Source organism: Streptomyces sp. NPDC031466, from assembly GCF_055581265.1.
This window is the reverse complement of sequence record NZ_JBVIJT010000002.1, coordinates 622,665-637,783: the sequence shown is the minus strand read 5'-3', so window position 1 is coordinate 637,783 and position 15,119 is coordinate 622,665. Positions and strand designations below refer to the sequence as shown.

General features: G+C 70.9%; 13 protein-coding genes. 8 read left to right on the top strand and 5 right to left on the bottom strand.

The window, feature by feature from the left end; genetic code table 11:
* Positions 1–158: 158 nt before the first annotated feature.
* The 3 genes from ACZ5GP_RS05700 (at position 159) to ACZ5GP_RS05690 (ending at position 2,989) form a co-directional block, all read left to right on the top strand.
* On the top strand, positions 159–1,082 hold the full coding sequence (locus tag ACZ5GP_RS05700) for an ABC transporter ATP-binding protein (protein ID WP_468749549.1): 924 nt from the start codon (positions 159–161) through the stop codon (positions 1,080–1,082).
* The gene (locus tag ACZ5GP_RS05695; RefSeq protein ID WP_468749548.1) at positions 1,079–1,849 is read left to right on the top strand and encodes an ABC transporter permease; all 771 of its coding nucleotides are present in this window, start codon (positions 1,079–1,081) and stop codon (positions 1,847–1,849) included. The genes ACZ5GP_RS05700 and ACZ5GP_RS05695 overlap by 4 nt, the downstream gene beginning before the upstream one ends.
* A gap of 117 nt (positions 1,850–1,966) precedes the next feature.
* Entirely contained in the window at positions 1,967–2,989 is a 1,023-nt protein-coding gene (locus ACZ5GP_RS05690) for a COX15/CtaA family protein (RefSeq protein WP_468749547.1), read from the top strand.
* On the opposite strand, the gene ACZ5GP_RS05685 is transcribed toward ACZ5GP_RS05690, so the two are convergent.
* The 3 genes from ACZ5GP_RS05685 to ACZ5GP_RS05675 form a co-directional block, all read right to left on the bottom strand.
* Entirely contained in the window at positions 2,969–4,063 is a 1,095-nt protein-coding gene (locus ACZ5GP_RS05685) for an amidohydrolase family protein (RefSeq protein WP_468749546.1), read from the bottom strand. The two genes, ACZ5GP_RS05690 and ACZ5GP_RS05685, sit on opposite strands and share 21 nt — an antisense overlap.
* Before the next feature lie 110 nt (positions 4,064–4,173).
* The gene (locus tag ACZ5GP_RS05680; RefSeq protein ID WP_468749545.1) at positions 4,174–4,533 is read right to left on the bottom strand and encodes a hypothetical protein; all 360 of its coding nucleotides are present in this window, start codon (positions 4,531–4,533) and stop codon (positions 4,174–4,176) included.
* Between the two features lie 90 nt (positions 4,534–4,623).
* The gene (locus ACZ5GP_RS05675; protein WP_358583829.1) at positions 4,624–5,577 is read right to left on the bottom strand and encodes a heme o synthase; all 954 of its coding nucleotides are present in this window, start codon (positions 5,575–5,577) and stop codon (positions 4,624–4,626) included.
* A gap of 430 nt (positions 5,578–6,007) precedes the next feature.
* On the opposite strand from ACZ5GP_RS05675, the gene tkt reads away from it, so the two are divergent.
* The 5 genes from tkt to pgl are packed head-to-tail and all read left to right on the top strand — an operon-like array spanning position 6,008 to position 12,683.
* The gene (tkt, locus tag ACZ5GP_RS05670; protein ID WP_468749544.1) at positions 6,008–8,095 is read left to right on the top strand and encodes a transketolase; all 2,088 of its coding nucleotides are present in this window, start codon (positions 6,008–6,010) and stop codon (positions 8,093–8,095) included.
* 34 nt (positions 8,096–8,129) lie between these two features.
* The gene (gene tal, locus ACZ5GP_RS05665; RefSeq protein WP_468749543.1) at positions 8,130–9,248 is read left to right on the top strand and encodes a transaldolase; all 1,119 of its coding nucleotides are present in this window, start codon (positions 8,130–8,132) and stop codon (positions 9,246–9,248) included.
* Between the two features lie 5 nt (positions 9,249–9,253).
* On the top strand, positions 9,254–10,777 hold the full coding sequence (gene zwf / locus ACZ5GP_RS05660) for a glucose-6-phosphate dehydrogenase (protein ID WP_468749542.1): 1,524 nt from the start codon (positions 9,254–9,256) through the stop codon (positions 10,775–10,777).
* Positions 10,774–11,907, top strand: coding sequence for a glucose-6-phosphate dehydrogenase assembly protein OpcA (gene opcA / locus ACZ5GP_RS05655; protein ID WP_468749541.1), 1,134 nt, complete (start codon positions 10,774–10,776; stop codon positions 11,905–11,907). The genes zwf and opcA overlap by 4 nt, the downstream gene beginning before the upstream one ends.
* Positions 11,904–12,683 carry a 6-phosphogluconolactonase gene (gene pgl / locus ACZ5GP_RS05650; RefSeq protein WP_468749540.1) on the top strand — a complete coding sequence of 260 codons (780 nt, stop codon included), beginning with the start codon at positions 11,904–11,906 and terminating at the stop codon, positions 12,681–12,683. Before opcA ends, pgl begins: the two co-directional genes overlap by 4 nt.
* Before the next feature lie 44 nt (positions 12,684–12,727).
* Here the strand turns inward: pgl and ACZ5GP_RS05645 are convergent, their stop codons facing one another.
* Together ACZ5GP_RS05645 and pgi are read right to left on the bottom strand one after the other, a co-directional pair.
* Entirely contained in the window at positions 12,728–12,991 is a 264-nt protein-coding gene (locus ACZ5GP_RS05645; protein ID WP_468749691.1) for a DUF2087 domain-containing protein, read from the bottom strand.
* Between the two features lie 312 nt (positions 12,992–13,303).
* Positions 13,304–14,956, bottom strand: a complete 1,653-nt coding sequence (pgi, locus tag ACZ5GP_RS05640; RefSeq protein ID WP_468749539.1) for a glucose-6-phosphate isomerase — start codon at positions 14,954–14,956, stop codon at positions 13,304–13,306.
* Between the last annotated feature and the right edge of the window lie 163 nt (positions 14,957–15,119).

Genomic DNA, 15,119 nt, shown 5'->3' with positions numbered 1-15,119 from the left:
CCATTGTTGCGTAATTCCTCAGAGGCTGACAACCCGCGCCATGATCACCGCGTGGTGCGCTGCGTCACTTAGGCAAACCTAAGCTGACCTGCGGAAACGATCACTGACCGGTGCCCCGCCCGCCCGGCGCCCGCCGTCCGTCCCTAGACTGGTCCACCATGCGAGAAGAGCCCGTCGTCCAGATCGAGAGTCTGGTCAAGCGGTACGGAACCAAGACCGCGGTCGACGGTCTCGATCTGACGGCCCGGGCGGGCATCACCGCCGTCCTCGGCCCCAACGGCGCCGGCAAGACCACCACGATCGAGACGTGCGAGGGATACCGCAGGCCGGACGCGGGCACCGTCCGCGTCCTCGGCCTCGACCCGGTGCGCGAGGCCGCCGCGCTGCGGCCCCGCGTCGGCGTGATGCTCCAGTCGGGTGGCGTCTACTCCGGCGCCCGCGCCGACGAGATGCTGCGCCACGTCGCCAAGCTGCACGCCCACCCGCTGGACGTGGACGCCCTCATCGAGCGCCTGGGGCTCGGCTCGTGCGGCCGCACCACCTACCGGCGCCTCTCGGGCGGCCAGCAGCAGCGCCTCGCGCTCGCGATGGCCGTCGTCGGCAGGCCCGACCTGGTCTTCCTGGACGAGCCGACCGCGGGCCTCGACCCGCAGGCGCGCCGGGCGACCTGGGACCTCGTACGCGATCTGCGCCGCGACGGCGTCAGCGTCATCCTCACCACGCACCACATGGACGAGGCCGAGGAACTCTCCGACGACGTCGCGATCATCGACGCCGGCCGGGTCATCGCACAGGGCAGCCCCGACGCGCTGTGCCGGGGCGGTGCCGAGAACACCCTGCGCTTCACCGGCCGCCCCGGCCTCGACGTCGGCTCGCTCCTCAAGGCCCTGCCCCCGGACTCGGCGGCGGTGGAGCTGACCCCGGGCGCCTACCGCGTGAGCGGCACGGTCGACCCGCAGCTGCTCGCCACGGTCACCTCCTGGTGCGCCCAGCACGGGGTGATGCCCGACAGGATCTCGGTCGAACGCCACACCCTGGAAGACGTCTTCCTGGAGCTCACGGGTAAGGAGCTGCGCGGATGAGCGCCGCCGGAACGTACACGCCGAAGCCGGGCGGCGCCCCGCTGCCGCGCATGATCGCCGCGCAGGCCGCGCTGGAGACCAAGATGCTGCTGCGCAACGGCGAGCAGCTCCTCCTCACGGTCGTGATCCCGACCCTGCTGCTCGTGCTGTTCAGCGCGGTCGACGTGGTGGACACGGGTGACGGGAAGGCCGTCGACTTCCTCGCGCCCGGCATCCTCGCGCTCGCCGTGATGTCGACGGCGTTCACCGGCCAGGCCATCGCGACCGGCTTCGAGCGGCGCTACGGCGTGCTCAAGCGGCTCGGCGCCTCCCCGCTGCCCCGCTGGGGCCTGATGGCGGCCAAGACGCTCTCCGTGCTGGTCACCGAGGTGCTCCAGATCGTGCTGCTCACGGCCATCGCCTTCGCGCTCGGCTGGTCGCCGCACGGCAACCCGCTGTGGGTGCTGCTGCTCCTGGTGTTCGGCACGGCGGCCTTCTCGGGCCTCGGCCTGCTGATGGCGGGCACCCTGAAGGCGGAGGCGACGCTGGCCGCCGCGAACCTCGTCTTCCTGCTGCTGCTGGTCGGCGGCGGGGTGATCGTGCCGCTCGACAAGTTCCCGGACGCGGCCCAGACGGCGCTCGGGCTGCTGCCCATCGCGGCGCTCTCCGACGGGCTGCGGGACGTGCTGCGGCACGGCGCGGGCATGCCGTGGGCGGACCTGGCGATCCTCGCGGTGTGGGCGGTGCTCGGACTGGGCGCGGCGGCGAGGTTCTTCCGCTGGGAGTAACGCGTGGGAGCGGCGCGCAGGGGCAGCGCGTGGGAGTAGCCCGTGCAGCAGCGCGCCACGCGGCCCGAACGCCGGATACGTCCCCCTCGTGAAGCCGTGCACAAGCGGCCCCCTACGATGGTGGGCGTGCCAAACGTGACCCGAGCCGACCTCGCTCAAGCCGCGCGGAACCCGCTCGCCTTCATCGCCGAGCGCTGGACCCCCGCCCAGCGGACCGTCCAGCGGGCGGCCTTCCTCTCGCTCGCCATGACCGTCGTCATCGTGGTCACGGGCGGCGCCGTCCGGCTGACCGGCTCGGGGCTCGGCTGCCCCACCTGGCCCAAGTGCACGCAGGACTCCCTCACCGCGACCAGCGAGATGGGCTTCCACGGCGTCGTCGAGTTCGGCAACCGCATGCTCACGTACGTGCTGTGCGCGGCCGTCGGCTGGGCGATCATCGCCGCCCGCTCGCAGAAGCCGGTGCGGCGCGGCCTGCTCCTGCTCGGCTGGACCCAGTTCTGGCTGGTCATGGGCAACGCCGTGCTCGGCGGCATCGTCGTCCTGGTCGGCCTGAACCCGTACACGGTCGCCGCGCACTTCCTGCTCTCCACCGCCCTGATCGCGGTCGCCGCCACCATGTGGCAGCGCTCCCGCGAGGGCGACACCGAGCCGCGTCCGCTGGTCGGCAAGGCTGTGGCGCAGCTGGTGTGGTTCCTGGTGGCGGCGGCGGTGCTGCTGATCGCGGTCGGCACGGTCGTGACCGGCGCGGGGCCGCACGCGGGTGACTCCAGCGACGTGCCCCGGATGAACCTCGCCCCGGTCGGCCTGGACTGGGAGGGCGTGACCAAGCTGCACGCGGTCCTCGCCTGGATCGTGGTGACTCTCACGTTCGCCCTGTGGTTCGTCCTCAAGGCGGTCGACGCGCCGCACGGTCCACTGGCCCGCACCCGCGACCTGTTCCTGGTCCTCCTCGCGCAGGGCGCCATCGGCTACGTCCAGTACTTCACGGACCTGCCGGAGATCCTCGTCGGCCTGCACATGTTCGGTTCGTGCCTGGTGTGGATCGCCGTGCTGCGCGTCCTGCTGTCGCTGCGGGAGCGGCCGCTGCCCGTGGTCGAGGTGCCCGCGCAGGCGGACGACTCACGGCTCTCGGCGGTCTAGCCCGTACACACGGCGGGCGTTGCCCGCCGCGATCAGGCCCGCCACACGCTGCGCGTCGCCGAGCGACCACGCCCCCTCGGCGACCCAGGTGCCAAGGACCCGCCCGAGCGCCTCACGGAACAGCTGGGCCCCCACGACGTGCAGCTCGGGCAGCCCGTGCGCGCCGCTGGAGAACAGCAGTTTGCCGAAGGGCGCCAGTTCGAGGATCTCCGCGAGCACGGCCGCCGCCCGCGCCCCGGTGCGGACGAGGGCGGGGCCGAGGTCGGCGTACACGTGCGGGAAGACGGCGGCGAGGTGGGCGGCGCCCCGGTGGTAGGGGTAGCCGTGCAGGAGCACCAGGTCGGTGCCGAGGCCCGCGGTGGCGCGCGCGAAGTCCCCGAAGCAGGTCTGCGGGTCGCCGGCCCCCGCGTGCAGTTGCAGCGGCCGTCCCGAGGCGACGGCCACCCACAGCAGGTGCCGCAGCAGTACGGGGTCGCCGAGCGCCCCGCCCACCTCGCGGGCCGCGAGCCAGCGTCCCACCGCGCCGCGCACCTCGCCGGGGCCCGGCGGCCGCGCCGCGAGGGCGAGCGGGTGCCGGGCGCCCGCCACGGAGGTGAAGGCGACGGCTCCCGCGGCGGCGCCGTGCACGGACTCGGCGAGGTTGGCGAGGAAGGAGTCGGCGGTGCCCGAGGTGTCGGCGACCTGCTCGGCGAGCAGTTCCAGGCGGACGATCTCGCGGGCCTCGGCGCCGCCGGTGGCGGCCATCTCGCCGGGCCCGGTCAGGTCCCCCGGCAGCCCCGTGTCGACGAGGTAGGTGGTGATGCCGCTGCCCCGCAGCAGCCGCCGTCCCGCCTCCAGGACGCCCAGCTCGCGGCGCCGGGCCAGATAGCGGGCGGGCGGGCAGTGCGGTTCGAGGCCGAGCAGCGGCGGGCACCAGCGGCGTACCGCGAAGCCGGTCTGGGTGTCGAAGAAGGTGGTGCCCGGGGCGGGCGGACCCTCGCCCCGGCCGAGGTGGGCCTCGAAGGTGCCGAGGCCCAGCTCCGTACGGAGGACGCCATGGCAGTACTGGTCCACCAGGGACGGCGTTTCGATCATGCGGACCCCCGCTGGATGGACCTGGCTCCTACGGTCCTAACGGGTGACCCCTGTGTCAGGTGTTGCTCCCCGACGTTCTTCAGCGCGCCCCAGGCGTTCTTCAGCCCGTCTCAGGCGTTCTTCGGTCCACCGATCTGGATCCCGGCCATCCGCGTCCACTCGTAGGGGCCGGTCCGCACCTTCGCGGCGAAGTCGCCGTCGAACTCCTCGTGGAGGGTGACGCCGGCCTTCTCCAGGGCGCTGAGCGCCACGGCGTGGCTGGGCGCCACCAGGTTGCCCCAGCCGCCGTCCTCGCCGACGAGGGCGATGCGGGCGCCCTTCTGGCCGAGGTAGGCGACCTGCCCCTCGGCGCCGCCGTGCTCGCGGGCGAAGGCGCCGATCTCCTTGGCGAGCCGGGCCGCCTTGCGCTCCGCGCGGGCGGCCTTCTTGCCGTCGTCCGTCTGCTCGTCCACCTGCTGCGTGTCTGCCATGGACAGGATGCTACCGACGGGTAGCCCATCGGGTCGACAGCCCTTCGAAGTGGCGTCGCCCACGCACCGCCCGCGCAAAGCGCCTAGGGCCTAGCGCAGGAAGGGGTCCACCGCCACGGCGACGAAGAGCAGCGAGACGTAGGTGATGGACCAGTGGAAGAGCCGCATCTCCTTCAGCTTGCCGCCCGTGACCTCGGCCTTGGCGCGGTTCTGCAGGCCGTGCGCCTCCCACAGCCACCAGCCGCCGGTCACCAGCGCCACCGCGGTGTAGAACCAACCGGTGTAGCCGAGGGGCTGCAGGAGCAGGGAGACGGCGACCATGACCCAGCTGTAGAGGACGATCTGCCGGGCGACCACCTTGTTGGAGGCGATGACGGGCAGCATCGGCACGCCCACGCGCGCGTAGTCCTCCTTCACCTTCATGGACAGCGGCCAGTAGTGCGGCGGCGTCCAGAAGAACATGACCAGGAAGAGGATGACCGGCGCCCACGAGAGGGAGTCGGTGACCGCGGACCAGCCGATGAGGACCGGCAGGCAGCCCGCGATGCCGCCCCAGACGATGTTCTGGGAGGTGCGGCGCTTGAGGATCATCGTGTAGACGACCACGTAGAAGAGCAGCGCGCCGAGCGAGAGCCAGGCGGAGAGCCAGTTGACGGCGAGACCGAACAGCGCCGTGGAGACGACCGCGAGGGTGATGCCGAAGACGAGGCACTCGCGGGGGCTGACCATGCCGGTCACCAGTGGCCGCTGCGACGTGCGGTCCATCAGGGCGTCGATGTCGCGGTCGATGTACATGTTGAGCGCGTTGGCGCCGCCGGCGGACAGATAGCCGCCCAGGCAGGTCACGAGGACCAGCCACAGGTCGGGCACGCCCTGCTCGGCGAGGAACATCACCGGAACGGTGGTGATGAGGAGGAGTTCGATGATCCGCGGCTTGGTCAGCTCCACGAACGCCTTGACACGGGCCCCGAACGGCCGATGGCTCGGGCTAAGGTCCGTCCCGGAAACCCCCGCTGGACGGGATTCAACGGCCGTCACGCACACCCCTGACAGAGACATCCCAGCGAACCGGCCGGGACCTTCAGACATGAAGATCCGGTAAAGGCTCGCGCGTACCACGCCACTGTAGTCGTTGCCCATACCTAGCCCTTCGCGGGGGTGGGGTCGTGTTGAGGTGCCGGACGCGGGGTACGGCGAGCACGTGGGGTACTCCCCCAGAGGTGTGAACCGCCCATGGAGCGGACACATGAGCGGACACATGAGCGTTGCCGAACGACCTTTGAGCGGACATTTGAGCGGTTCCCTATTCACATGGCGAATCGCCGCGCATTCCTTTCGGGAGGCGGATCCCCGCGGGGCCCGGCAGTCTGGAATGACTCGAAAAAATGCACGTTCCGGCAACGGTAGGCTCGACAACGGCCGGTGGGATTCTCATCGCCGGCATTCGACATGTGGAGAGGAGCCCTGACTCAGGGTGAGCACCAAGCCGACCACCACAGACCTCGAGTGGACCGAACTGGACCAGCGAGCCGTTGACACCGCTCGCGTCCTGGCCATGGATTCCGTACAGAAGGTCGGCAACGGCCATCCCGGTACGGCCATGAGCCTCGCGCCCGCCGCGTACACCCTTTTCCAGAAGGTGATGCGCCATGACCCGGCGGACGCGGAGTGGACCGGTCGCGACCGTTTCGTCCTCTCCGCGGGTCACTCGTCCCTGACCCTTTACATCCAGCTGTACCTGGCCGGTTTCGGCCTGGAGCTGGACGATCTGAAGGCCTTCCGCACCTGGGGCTCCAAGACCCCGGGCCACCCGGAGTACGGCCACACCACGGGCGTGGAGACGACGACGGGCCCGCTGGGCCAGGGTGTCGCCAACGCGGTGGGCATGGCGATGGCCGCCCGCTACGAGCGCGGTCTGTTCGACCCGCAGGCCCCGGCCGGCGAGTCGCCGTTCGACCACCACATCTTCGTCATCGCCGGTGACGGCTGTCTGGAGGAGGGCATCTCCGCGGAGGCGTCCTCGATGGCCGGGCACCAGAAGCTCGGCAACCTCGTGATGCTGTGGGACGACAACCACATCTCGATCGAGGGCGACACGGCGACCGCGATCTCCGAGGACACCCTCAAGCGGTACGAGGCCTACGGCTGGCACGTCCAGCGCGTGGAGCCGAAGGAGAACGGCGACCTCGACCCGGCCGCCCTGTACGCCGCGATCCAGGCCGCGAAGGCCGAGACCGAGCGTCCCTCCTTCATCGCGATGCGCTCGATCATCGCCTGGCCCGCCCCGAACGCGCAGAACACCGAGGCCGCGCACGGCTCGGCGCTCGGCGACGAGGAGGTGGCCGCCACCAAGCGCGTCCTCGGCTTCGACCCGGAGCAGACCTTCGAGGTCTCCGACGAGGTCATCGCGCACACCCGCAAGGCGCTGGACCGCGGCCGTGAGGCCAAGGCCGAGTGGGAGAAGGGCTTCGCCGCCTGGCGCACCGCCAACGACGAGCGCGCCGCCGAGTTCGACCGCGTCGCCGCGGGCGAGCTGCCCGAGGGCTGGCAGGACAAGCTCCCCGTCTTCGAGACCGGCAAGGCCGTCGCCACGCGCGCCGCCTCCGGCAAGGTCCTCCAGGCCCTCGGCGCGGTCATCCCCGAGCTGTGGGGCGGCTCCGCCGACCTCGCGGGCTCCAACAACACGACGATCGACAAGACGTCGTCGTTCCTCCCCGCGGACAACCCGCTGCCGGAGGCCGACCCGTACGGCCGCACGATCCACTTCGGCATCCGCGAGCACTCCATGGCCGCGGAGATGAACGGCATCGCGCTGCACGGCAACACCCGCATCTACGGCGGCACCTTCCTGGTGTTCTCCGACTACATGCGCAACGCCGTCCGCCTCTCCGCGCTCATGCACCTGCCGGTGACGTACGTGTGGACGCACGACTCCATCGGCCTCGGCGAGGACGGCCCGACCCACCAGCCGGTCGAGCACCTGGCCTCGCTGCGCGCCATCCCGGGCCTGAACGTCGTACGCCCGGCCGACGCCAACGAGACCGCCATCGCCTGGCGCGAGATCCTCAAGCGCTACACCAAGGAGTTCGGCAAGGGCGCCCCGCACGGCCTCGCGCTGACCCGCCAGGGTGTGCCGACCTACGAGCGCAACGAGGACGCGGCCAAGGGCGGCTACGTCCTGTTCGAGGCCGAGGGCGGCGCTCCCGAGGTCATCCTGATCGGCACCGGCTCCGAGGTGCACCTCGCCGTCGAGGCCCGCGAGCAGCTCCAGGCCGCCGGCGTTCCGACGCGCGTGGTTTCGATGCCGTCGGTCGAGTGGTTCGAGGAGCAGGACCAGGGGTACCGCGACAGCGTGCTGCCGCCGTCGGTCAAGGCGCGCGTGGCGGTCGAAGCGGGCGTCGGCCTGACCTGGCACCGTTTCGTGGGCGACGCCGGACGCATCGTGTCGCTGGAGCACTTCGGTGCCTCGGCGGACGCCAAGGTGCTGTTCCGGGAGTTCGGGTTCACCGCCGACGCGGTGGCCCAGGCGGCGCGGGAATCCCTCGCCGCCGCCCAGCGCTGACGCCCGTATACGACGAAGTAGGAGATGTAATTCCATGACAGACGCACTCAAGCGCCTCTCCGAAGAAGGCGTCGCGATCTGGCTGGACGACCTGTCGCGCAAGCGGATCACGTCCGGCAACCTCGCGGAACTGATCGACCAGCAGCACGTCGTGGGCGTCACCACCAACCCGTCGATCTTCCAGAAGGCCATCTCGCAGGGCGACGGTTACGACCAGCAGCTCTCCGACCTGGCCGCCCGCGAGGTCACGGTCGAAGAGGCCATCCGCATGATCACGACGGCGGACGTCCGGGACGCCGCCGACGTCCTGCGCCCGGTCTTCGACGCGACGGACGGCCAGGACGGCCGGGTGTCCATCGAGGTCGACCCGCGCCTGGCGCACAACACCAAGGCCACGACCGCCGAGGCCAAGCAGCTCGCGTGGCTGGTGGACCGCCCGAACACGCTCATCAAGATCCCGGCCACCGAGGCCGGCCTCCCGGCGATCACCGAGGTCATCGGCCTCGGCATCAGCGTCAACGTCACGCTGATCTTCTCGCTGGAGCGCTACCGCCTGGTCATGGACGCCTACCTGGCGGGCCTGGAGAAGGCCAAGGAGCGCGGCCTGGACCTCTCCAAGATCCACTCGGTGGCGTCCTTCTTCGTGTCCCGCGTGGACACCGAGATCGACAAGCGCCTGGACGGCATCGGCACGGACGAGGCCAAGTCCCTCAAGGGCAAGGCCGCGCTCGCCAACGCCCGCCTGGCCTACGAGGCCTACGAGGAGGTCTTCTCCTCGGAGCGCTGGGCCGCCCTGGACAAGGCGCAGGCCAACAAGCAGCGTCCGCTGTGGGCCTCGACCGGCGTCAAGGACCCGGCGTACAAGGACACCCTGTACGTCGACGAGCTGGTCGCGCCCAACACGGTGAACACCATGCCGGAGGCGACCCTGGAAGCCACCGGCGACCACGGTTCCATCACCGGCAACACCATCGCGGGCACGTACGACCAGGCTCGCGCCGAGATCGCCGCCGTGGAGAAGCTCGGCATCTCGTACGACGAGGTCGTGCGGCTCCTCGAGGACGAGGGCGTCGACAAGTTCGAGGCCTCCTGGAACGACCTGCTCAAGTCGACCGAGGCCGAGCTGAAGCGCCTCGCTCCTTCGAAGGGCTGACCACTTTGTCAAGCAGCAATCCGCTGCGTGACGCCGCAGACCGACGGCTCCCGCGTATCGCGGGGCCGTCGGGCCTGGTCATTTTCGGTGTCACGGGCGATTTGTCCCGTAAAAAGCTGATGCCCGCCGTGTACGACCTCGCCAACCGAGGTCTGCTGCCGCCGGGCTTTTCCCTCATTGGTTTCGCCCGTCGCGACTGGGAGGACGAGGACTTCGCCCAGGTCGTCCACGACGCGGTCAAGCAGCACTCGCGCACGCCGTTCCGCGAGGAGGTCTGGCAGCAGCTCATCCAGGGGATGCGCTTCGTCCAGGGCAACTTCGACGACGACAAGGCGTTCGAGCAGCTCAAGGCCACCATCCAGGAGCTGGACAAGGCCCAGGGCACGGGCGGCAACTTCGCCTTCTACCTCTCGGTGCCCCCCAAGTTCTTCCCGCAGGTCGTCCAGCAGCTCAAGAAGCACGAGCTGGCGGACGCCCCCGAGGGCTCCTGGCGCCGCGCCGTCATCGAGAAGCCCTTCGGCCACGACCTGGCTTCCGCCCAGGACCTGAACGCGATCGTGCACGAGGTGTTCGCCCCGGACCAGGTGTTCCGGATCGACCACTACCTCGGCAAGGAGACCGTACAGAACATCCTGGCCCTGCGCTTCGCCAACCAGATGTTCGAGCCGATCTGGAACCGGTCGTACGTGGACCACGTGCAGATCACGATGGCCGAGGACATCGGTATCGGCGGCCGTGCCGGCTACTACGACGGCATCGGCGCCGCCCGCGACGTCATCCAGAACCACCTGCTTCAGCTGATGGCGCTGACCGCCATGGAGGAGCCAGCCTCCTTCGACGCCGACGCGCTGGTCGCCGAGAAGGCCAAGGTGCTCGGCGCGGTGAAGCTGCCCAAGGACCTCGGCAAGGGCACCGTGCGCGGGCAGTACTCCGCGGGCTGGCAGGGCGGCGAGAAGGCCGTCGGCTACCTCCAGGAAGAGGGCATCGACCCCAAGTCGAAGACCGACACCTACGCGGCGGTCAAGCTGCAGGTGGACAACCGCCGGTGGGCGGGCGTCCCCTTCTACCTGCGCACCGGCAAGCGGCTCGGCCGCCGGGTCACGGAGATCGCGGTGGTCTTCCAGCGCGCGCCCCACTCCCCCTTCGACCACACCGCCACCGAGGAGCTGGGCCAGAACGCGATCGTCATCCGCGTCCAGCCCGACGAGGGCATCACGGTCCGCTTCGGCTCCAAGGTGCCCGGCACCTCCATGGAGATCCGGGACGTCTCGATGGACTTCGCGTACGGCGAGTCGTTCACCGAGTCCAGCCCGGAGGCGTACGAGCGGCTGATCCTGGACGTCCTGCTCGGCGACGCCAACCTCTTCCCGCGCACGGAGGAGGTCGAGCTGTCCTGGAACATCCTCGACCCGATCGAGGAGTACTGGGACAAGCACGGCAAGCCCGCGCAGTACCCGGCGGGCACCTGGGGCCCGACCGAGGCGGACGACATGCTCGCACGAGACGGACGGAGCTGGCGTCGGCCATGAAGATCGACCTTACGGACACCACCTCCAGCAAGATCAACAAGGCGCTCGTGCAGGGCCGCCGCGCGATCGGCACCCCGGCCGTCGGCATGGTCCTGACCCTCGTCATCGTCACCGACGAGGAGAACGCCTACGACTCCCTGAAGGCCGCCAACGACGCCTCGCGCGAGCACCCCTCGCGCACCCTCGTCGTCATCAAGCGCGCCGCCCGCTCGCCCCGTGACCGCACGACCTCGCGCCTGGACGCCGAGGTGCGGGTCGGCGTCGAGGCGGGCACCGGCGAGACGGTGGTCCTGCGGCTGTACGGCGAGGTCATCAACCACGCCCAGTCGGTCGTCCTGCCGCTGCTGCTCCCCGACGCGCCCGTGGTCGTGTGGTGGCCGGTGAACGCGCCGCTGGACCCGGCCAAGGACCCGCTCGGCGCGCTGGCCCAGCGCCGCGTCACCGACACCTACGCGGCCGAGCAGCCGATCCACGAGTTGACCGCCCGCGCCGAGGCCTACCACCCCGGCGACACGGACCTGTCCTGGACGCGCATCACGCCGTGGCGCTCCATGCTCGCCGCGGCCCTGGACCAGGTCACGTGCGAGGTCACCTCGGTGCAGGTGGAGGGCGAGGAGTTCAACCCGAGCTGCGAGCTGCTCGGCATGTGGCTCGCCGACCGCCTCGACGTCCCCGTCAAGCGGACGCTGTCGCCGGGCCCCGGCCTGACCGGCGTACGCATGGAGACCGACTGCGGTCCCATCGTGCTCGACCGCGCCGACGGCTCGCTGGCCACGCTCTCCATCCAGGGACAGCCCGACCGCGCGGTGGCGCTCAAGCGCCGCGAGACGGCCGAGCTGATCGCGGAGGAGCTGCGCCGCCTCGACCCGGACGACACCTACGCCTCCACGCTGAAGTACGGCGTGGAGCGCCTCGGTGGACCCGCCTCGGAGCCGAACGCGGAGTCCAAGGCAAAGTCCACGGCGGAGTCCAAGGCCGAGGACGCCGACAGGCCCGCGGCCGGCGGAGAGCCCGAGGACGCCGAGCGGGCCGAGGACGGGCAGGACGCTTCGGCGCCCGCGCCCAAGAAGGCCGCCGCGAAGAAGGCGCCGGCCAAGAAGGCCGCGGCGAAGAAGGCGGTGACCAAGTGAGCACGGCTCCGCAGCTCGTCGTCCACCGCGACAAGGACCTGATGGCGCAGGCCGCGGCGGCCCGCCTCATCACGAAGGTCGTCGACGCGCAGGCCGCGCGCGGCCACGCCTCGGTGGTCCTCACCGGCGGCCGCAACGGCAACGGCCTGCTGGCGGCGCTCGCCTCCTCCCCGGCCCGCGACGCGATCGACTGGTCGCGCCTGGACCTGTGGTGGGGCGACGAGCGCTTCCTGCCGGAGGGCGACCCGGAGCGCAACTACACGCAGGCCCGCGAGGCGCTCCTGGACGCCGTGCCGCTCGACCCGGCCCGGGTGCACCCGATGCCGGCCTCCGACGGTCACTACGAAGTGGACGCCGCGGCCGAGGTCTACGCCGCCGAACTGGCCGCCGCCGCGGGCCCCGAGGACCACGGCCCGGTGCCGACCTTCGACGTCCTGATGCTCGGCGTCGGCCCGGACACGCACGTCGCCTCGCTCTTCCCGGAGCTTCCCGCGGTGCGCGAGAGCGAGCGGACGGTGGTCGGCGTGCACGGCGCGCCGAAGCCCCCGCCCACCCGGGTCACGCTCACCCTGCCGGCGATCCGCTCGGCACGTGAGGTGTGGCTGCTCGCGGCGGGCGAGGACAAGGCGGGGGCCGCGGCCATCGCCCTGTCCGGCGCGGGCGAGGTGCAGGCCCCCGCGGCCGGCGCCCGCGGCCGCGCACGCACGCTGTGGTTGCTGGACGCGGCGGCGGCCTCCCAGCTCCCTCCGGAGCTGTACCGGTCGGCCATCGCCTAGGCGGTACGCGACAAGGGCCCCGCACCTCACCCGGTGCGGGGCCCTTACGCGTGGGCGGGGACGCGGCGGTAGCTGCTGCCGTCCCGCTCGCGCACCAGGAGGCCGTCCATGACGCAGTACCTGCGCAGTGCGGAGGTGTCGTCGTGGACGGTGCGGAACGCGTCGTTGACCTCGCGCTCGCTGTAGGCGCGGTCGGCCCGGAAGAGGGTGTCCGTCAGATGGACGAGGAGTTCGTGGCGCACGACGGGTCGTACGGGGATGGCCGTGAGGCGGCCGTGCGAGAAGAAGCCGGTGAGGCGCCGGGGCACGGCGGCGTGGGTGTCCGCCGGGGCGGGCGCGCGCCGGAAGACGGCGGGGTCGGCGCGGAGCGACCCGTCGGGCAGCCGCTTCAGAAGCCCGGCGGCCAGCAGCCGGTTCAGGTGTTTGCGGGCGACGGGAGAGTCCGCCTCGCCGGGCGGCAGCTCGTCGAGGACGACGCGCGCGTACAGCCGCAGTCTCTCGGGGTCGGCGAGCGCGGTGAGCAGCTGGTCCATGACGGGGTCCCTCCCGGCGGGTGACAGAGCCGAAGCAGTGTCACCCGCCGGACCTCGGACACGCACCCGATTAACCGGCGGCGTCGCTCAACGGCCGCGCAGGTCCCGGTACTTGGCGACGAGCGCCGTGGTGGAACCATCCAGGTCAGGCACCTCGGCGCCCTCGGTGAGGGCGGGCTCCACACGCTTGGCGAGGACCTTGCCGAGTTCGACGCCCCACTGGTCGAAGGAGTCGATGTGCCACACGGCGCCCTGGACGAACACCTTGTGTTCGTAGAGGGCGATGAGCTGGCCGAGGACCGAGGGCGTCAGCTCCTTGGCGAGGATGGTGGTCGTCGGGTGGTTGCCCCGGAAGGTCTTGTGCGGGACGAGTTCCTCCGGCACCCCCTCGGCGCGCACCTCCTCGGGCGTCTTGCCGAACGCCAGTGCTTGCGTCTGGGCGAAGAAGTTGGCCATCAGCAGGTCGTGCTGGGCGGCGAGGCCGGGCGCGAGGTCGGCGACCGGCTCGGCGAAGCCGATGAAGTCGGCCGGGATCAACTTCGTGCCCTGGTGGATGAGTTGGTAGTAGGCGTGCTGGCCGTTGGTGCCGGGGGTGCCCCAGACGACCGGGCCCGTCTGCCACCGCACCGGGCGGCCCTCGCGGTCCACGGACTTGCCGTTGGACTCCATGTCGAGCTGCTGGAGGTAGGCCGTGAACTTGGACAGGTAGTGCGAGTACGGCAGCACCGCGTGCGACTGGGCGTCGTGGAAGTTGCCGTACCAGATGCCCAACACGCCGAGGAGCAGCGGGGCGTTGGTCTCGGCCGGGGCGGCGCGGAAGTGCTTGTCGATGAGGTGGAAGCCGTCGAGCATCTCGCGGAAGCGGTCCGGGCCGATGGCGATCATCAGGGAGAGGCCGATGGCGGAGTCGAAGGAGTAGCGGCCGCCGACCCAGTCCCAGAACTCGAACATGTTGGCCGTGTCGATGCCGAAGTCGGAGACCTTCTCGGCGTTCGTCGACAGGGCCACGAAGTGCTTGGCCACGGCCTCCTGACCGGCCTTCAGCTCTGTGCGGAGCCAGTCGCGGGCGGAGGTGGCGTTGGTGATCGTCTCGATGGTGGTGAACGTCTTCGAGGCGATGACGAACAGCGTCTCGGCGGCGTCCAGGTCCCGCAGGGCCTCGTGCAGGTCGGCGCCGTCCACGTTCGACACGAAGCGCACGGTCAGGTCGCGGTCGGTGAAGGAGCGCAGCGCCTCGTACGCCATCGCCGGGCCGAGGTCGGAACCGCCGATGCCGACGTTGACCACGTTCTTGATGCGCCTGCCGGTGTGCCCGGTCCACTCCCCCGAACGGACCTTCTGGGAGAACGCGCTCATCCTGTCGAGGACCGCGTGCACCTTCGGCACCACGTTCTCGCCGTCGACCATGACGACGGCGTCCCGCGGGGCGCGCAGCGCGGTGTGCAGGACGGCGCGGTCCTCGGTGGTGTTGATCTTCTCGCCGCGGAACATGGCGTCCCGCAGCCCGAACACGTCGGTGGCCGCGGCCAGTTCGCGCAGCAGCCGCAGCGTCTCGTCGGTGATGAGGTGCTTGGAGTAGTCGATGTGCAGATCACCGACCTGGAGGGTGTACGCCGTGCCGCGCGCCGGGTCCGCGGCGAACAGCTCGCGCAGTCGCACCTCCCCGAGCTGCTCGCGGTGGGCGGCGAGCGCCGTCCACTCGGGCGTCTGGTCAAGCCTGGCGCGGCTCTCTGCGTTCATCTCGGACGTCAGCCTTCTCTCGTACCCGCGTACGTGCAGTGCCCCCCTGGCCCAACCTAATGGATCAGACAGCGGGAGGAGAGGACCGAAGGCGCTTGTGCCCGCACGTACCGGACACGCGCCTCACGTACCGGGCACATGCCGAACACCTGACGGAACGAGA

Coding starts and splice junctions, on each gene's coding strand:
- ACZ5GP_RS05700 (WP_468749549.1), top strand. CDS start 159: ATGCGAGAAGAGCCCGTCGTCCAGATCGAGAGTCTGGTCAAGCGGTAC.
- ACZ5GP_RS05695 (WP_468749548.1), top strand. CDS start 1,079: ATGAGCGCCGCCGGAACGTACACGCCGAAGCCGGGCGGCGCCCCGCTG.
- ACZ5GP_RS05690 (WP_468749547.1), top strand. CDS start 1,967: ATGGTGGGCGTGCCAAACGTGACCCGAGCCGACCTCGCTCAAGCCGCG.
- ACZ5GP_RS05685 (WP_468749546.1), bottom strand. CDS start 4,063: ATGATCGAAACGCCGTCCCTGGTGGACCAGTACTGCCATGGCGTCCTC.
- ACZ5GP_RS05680 (WP_468749545.1), bottom strand. CDS start 4,533: ATGGCAGACACGCAGCAGGTGGACGAGCAGACGGACGACGGCAAGAAG.
- tal (WP_468749543.1), top strand. CDS start 8,130: ATGACAGACGCACTCAAGCGCCTCTCCGAAGAAGGCGTCGCGATCTGG.
- opcA (WP_468749541.1), top strand. CDS start 10,774: ATGAAGATCGACCTTACGGACACCACCTCCAGCAAGATCAACAAGGCG.
- pgi (WP_468749539.1), bottom strand. CDS start 14,956: ATGAACGCAGAGAGCCGCGCCAGGCTTGACCAGACGCCCGAGTGGACG.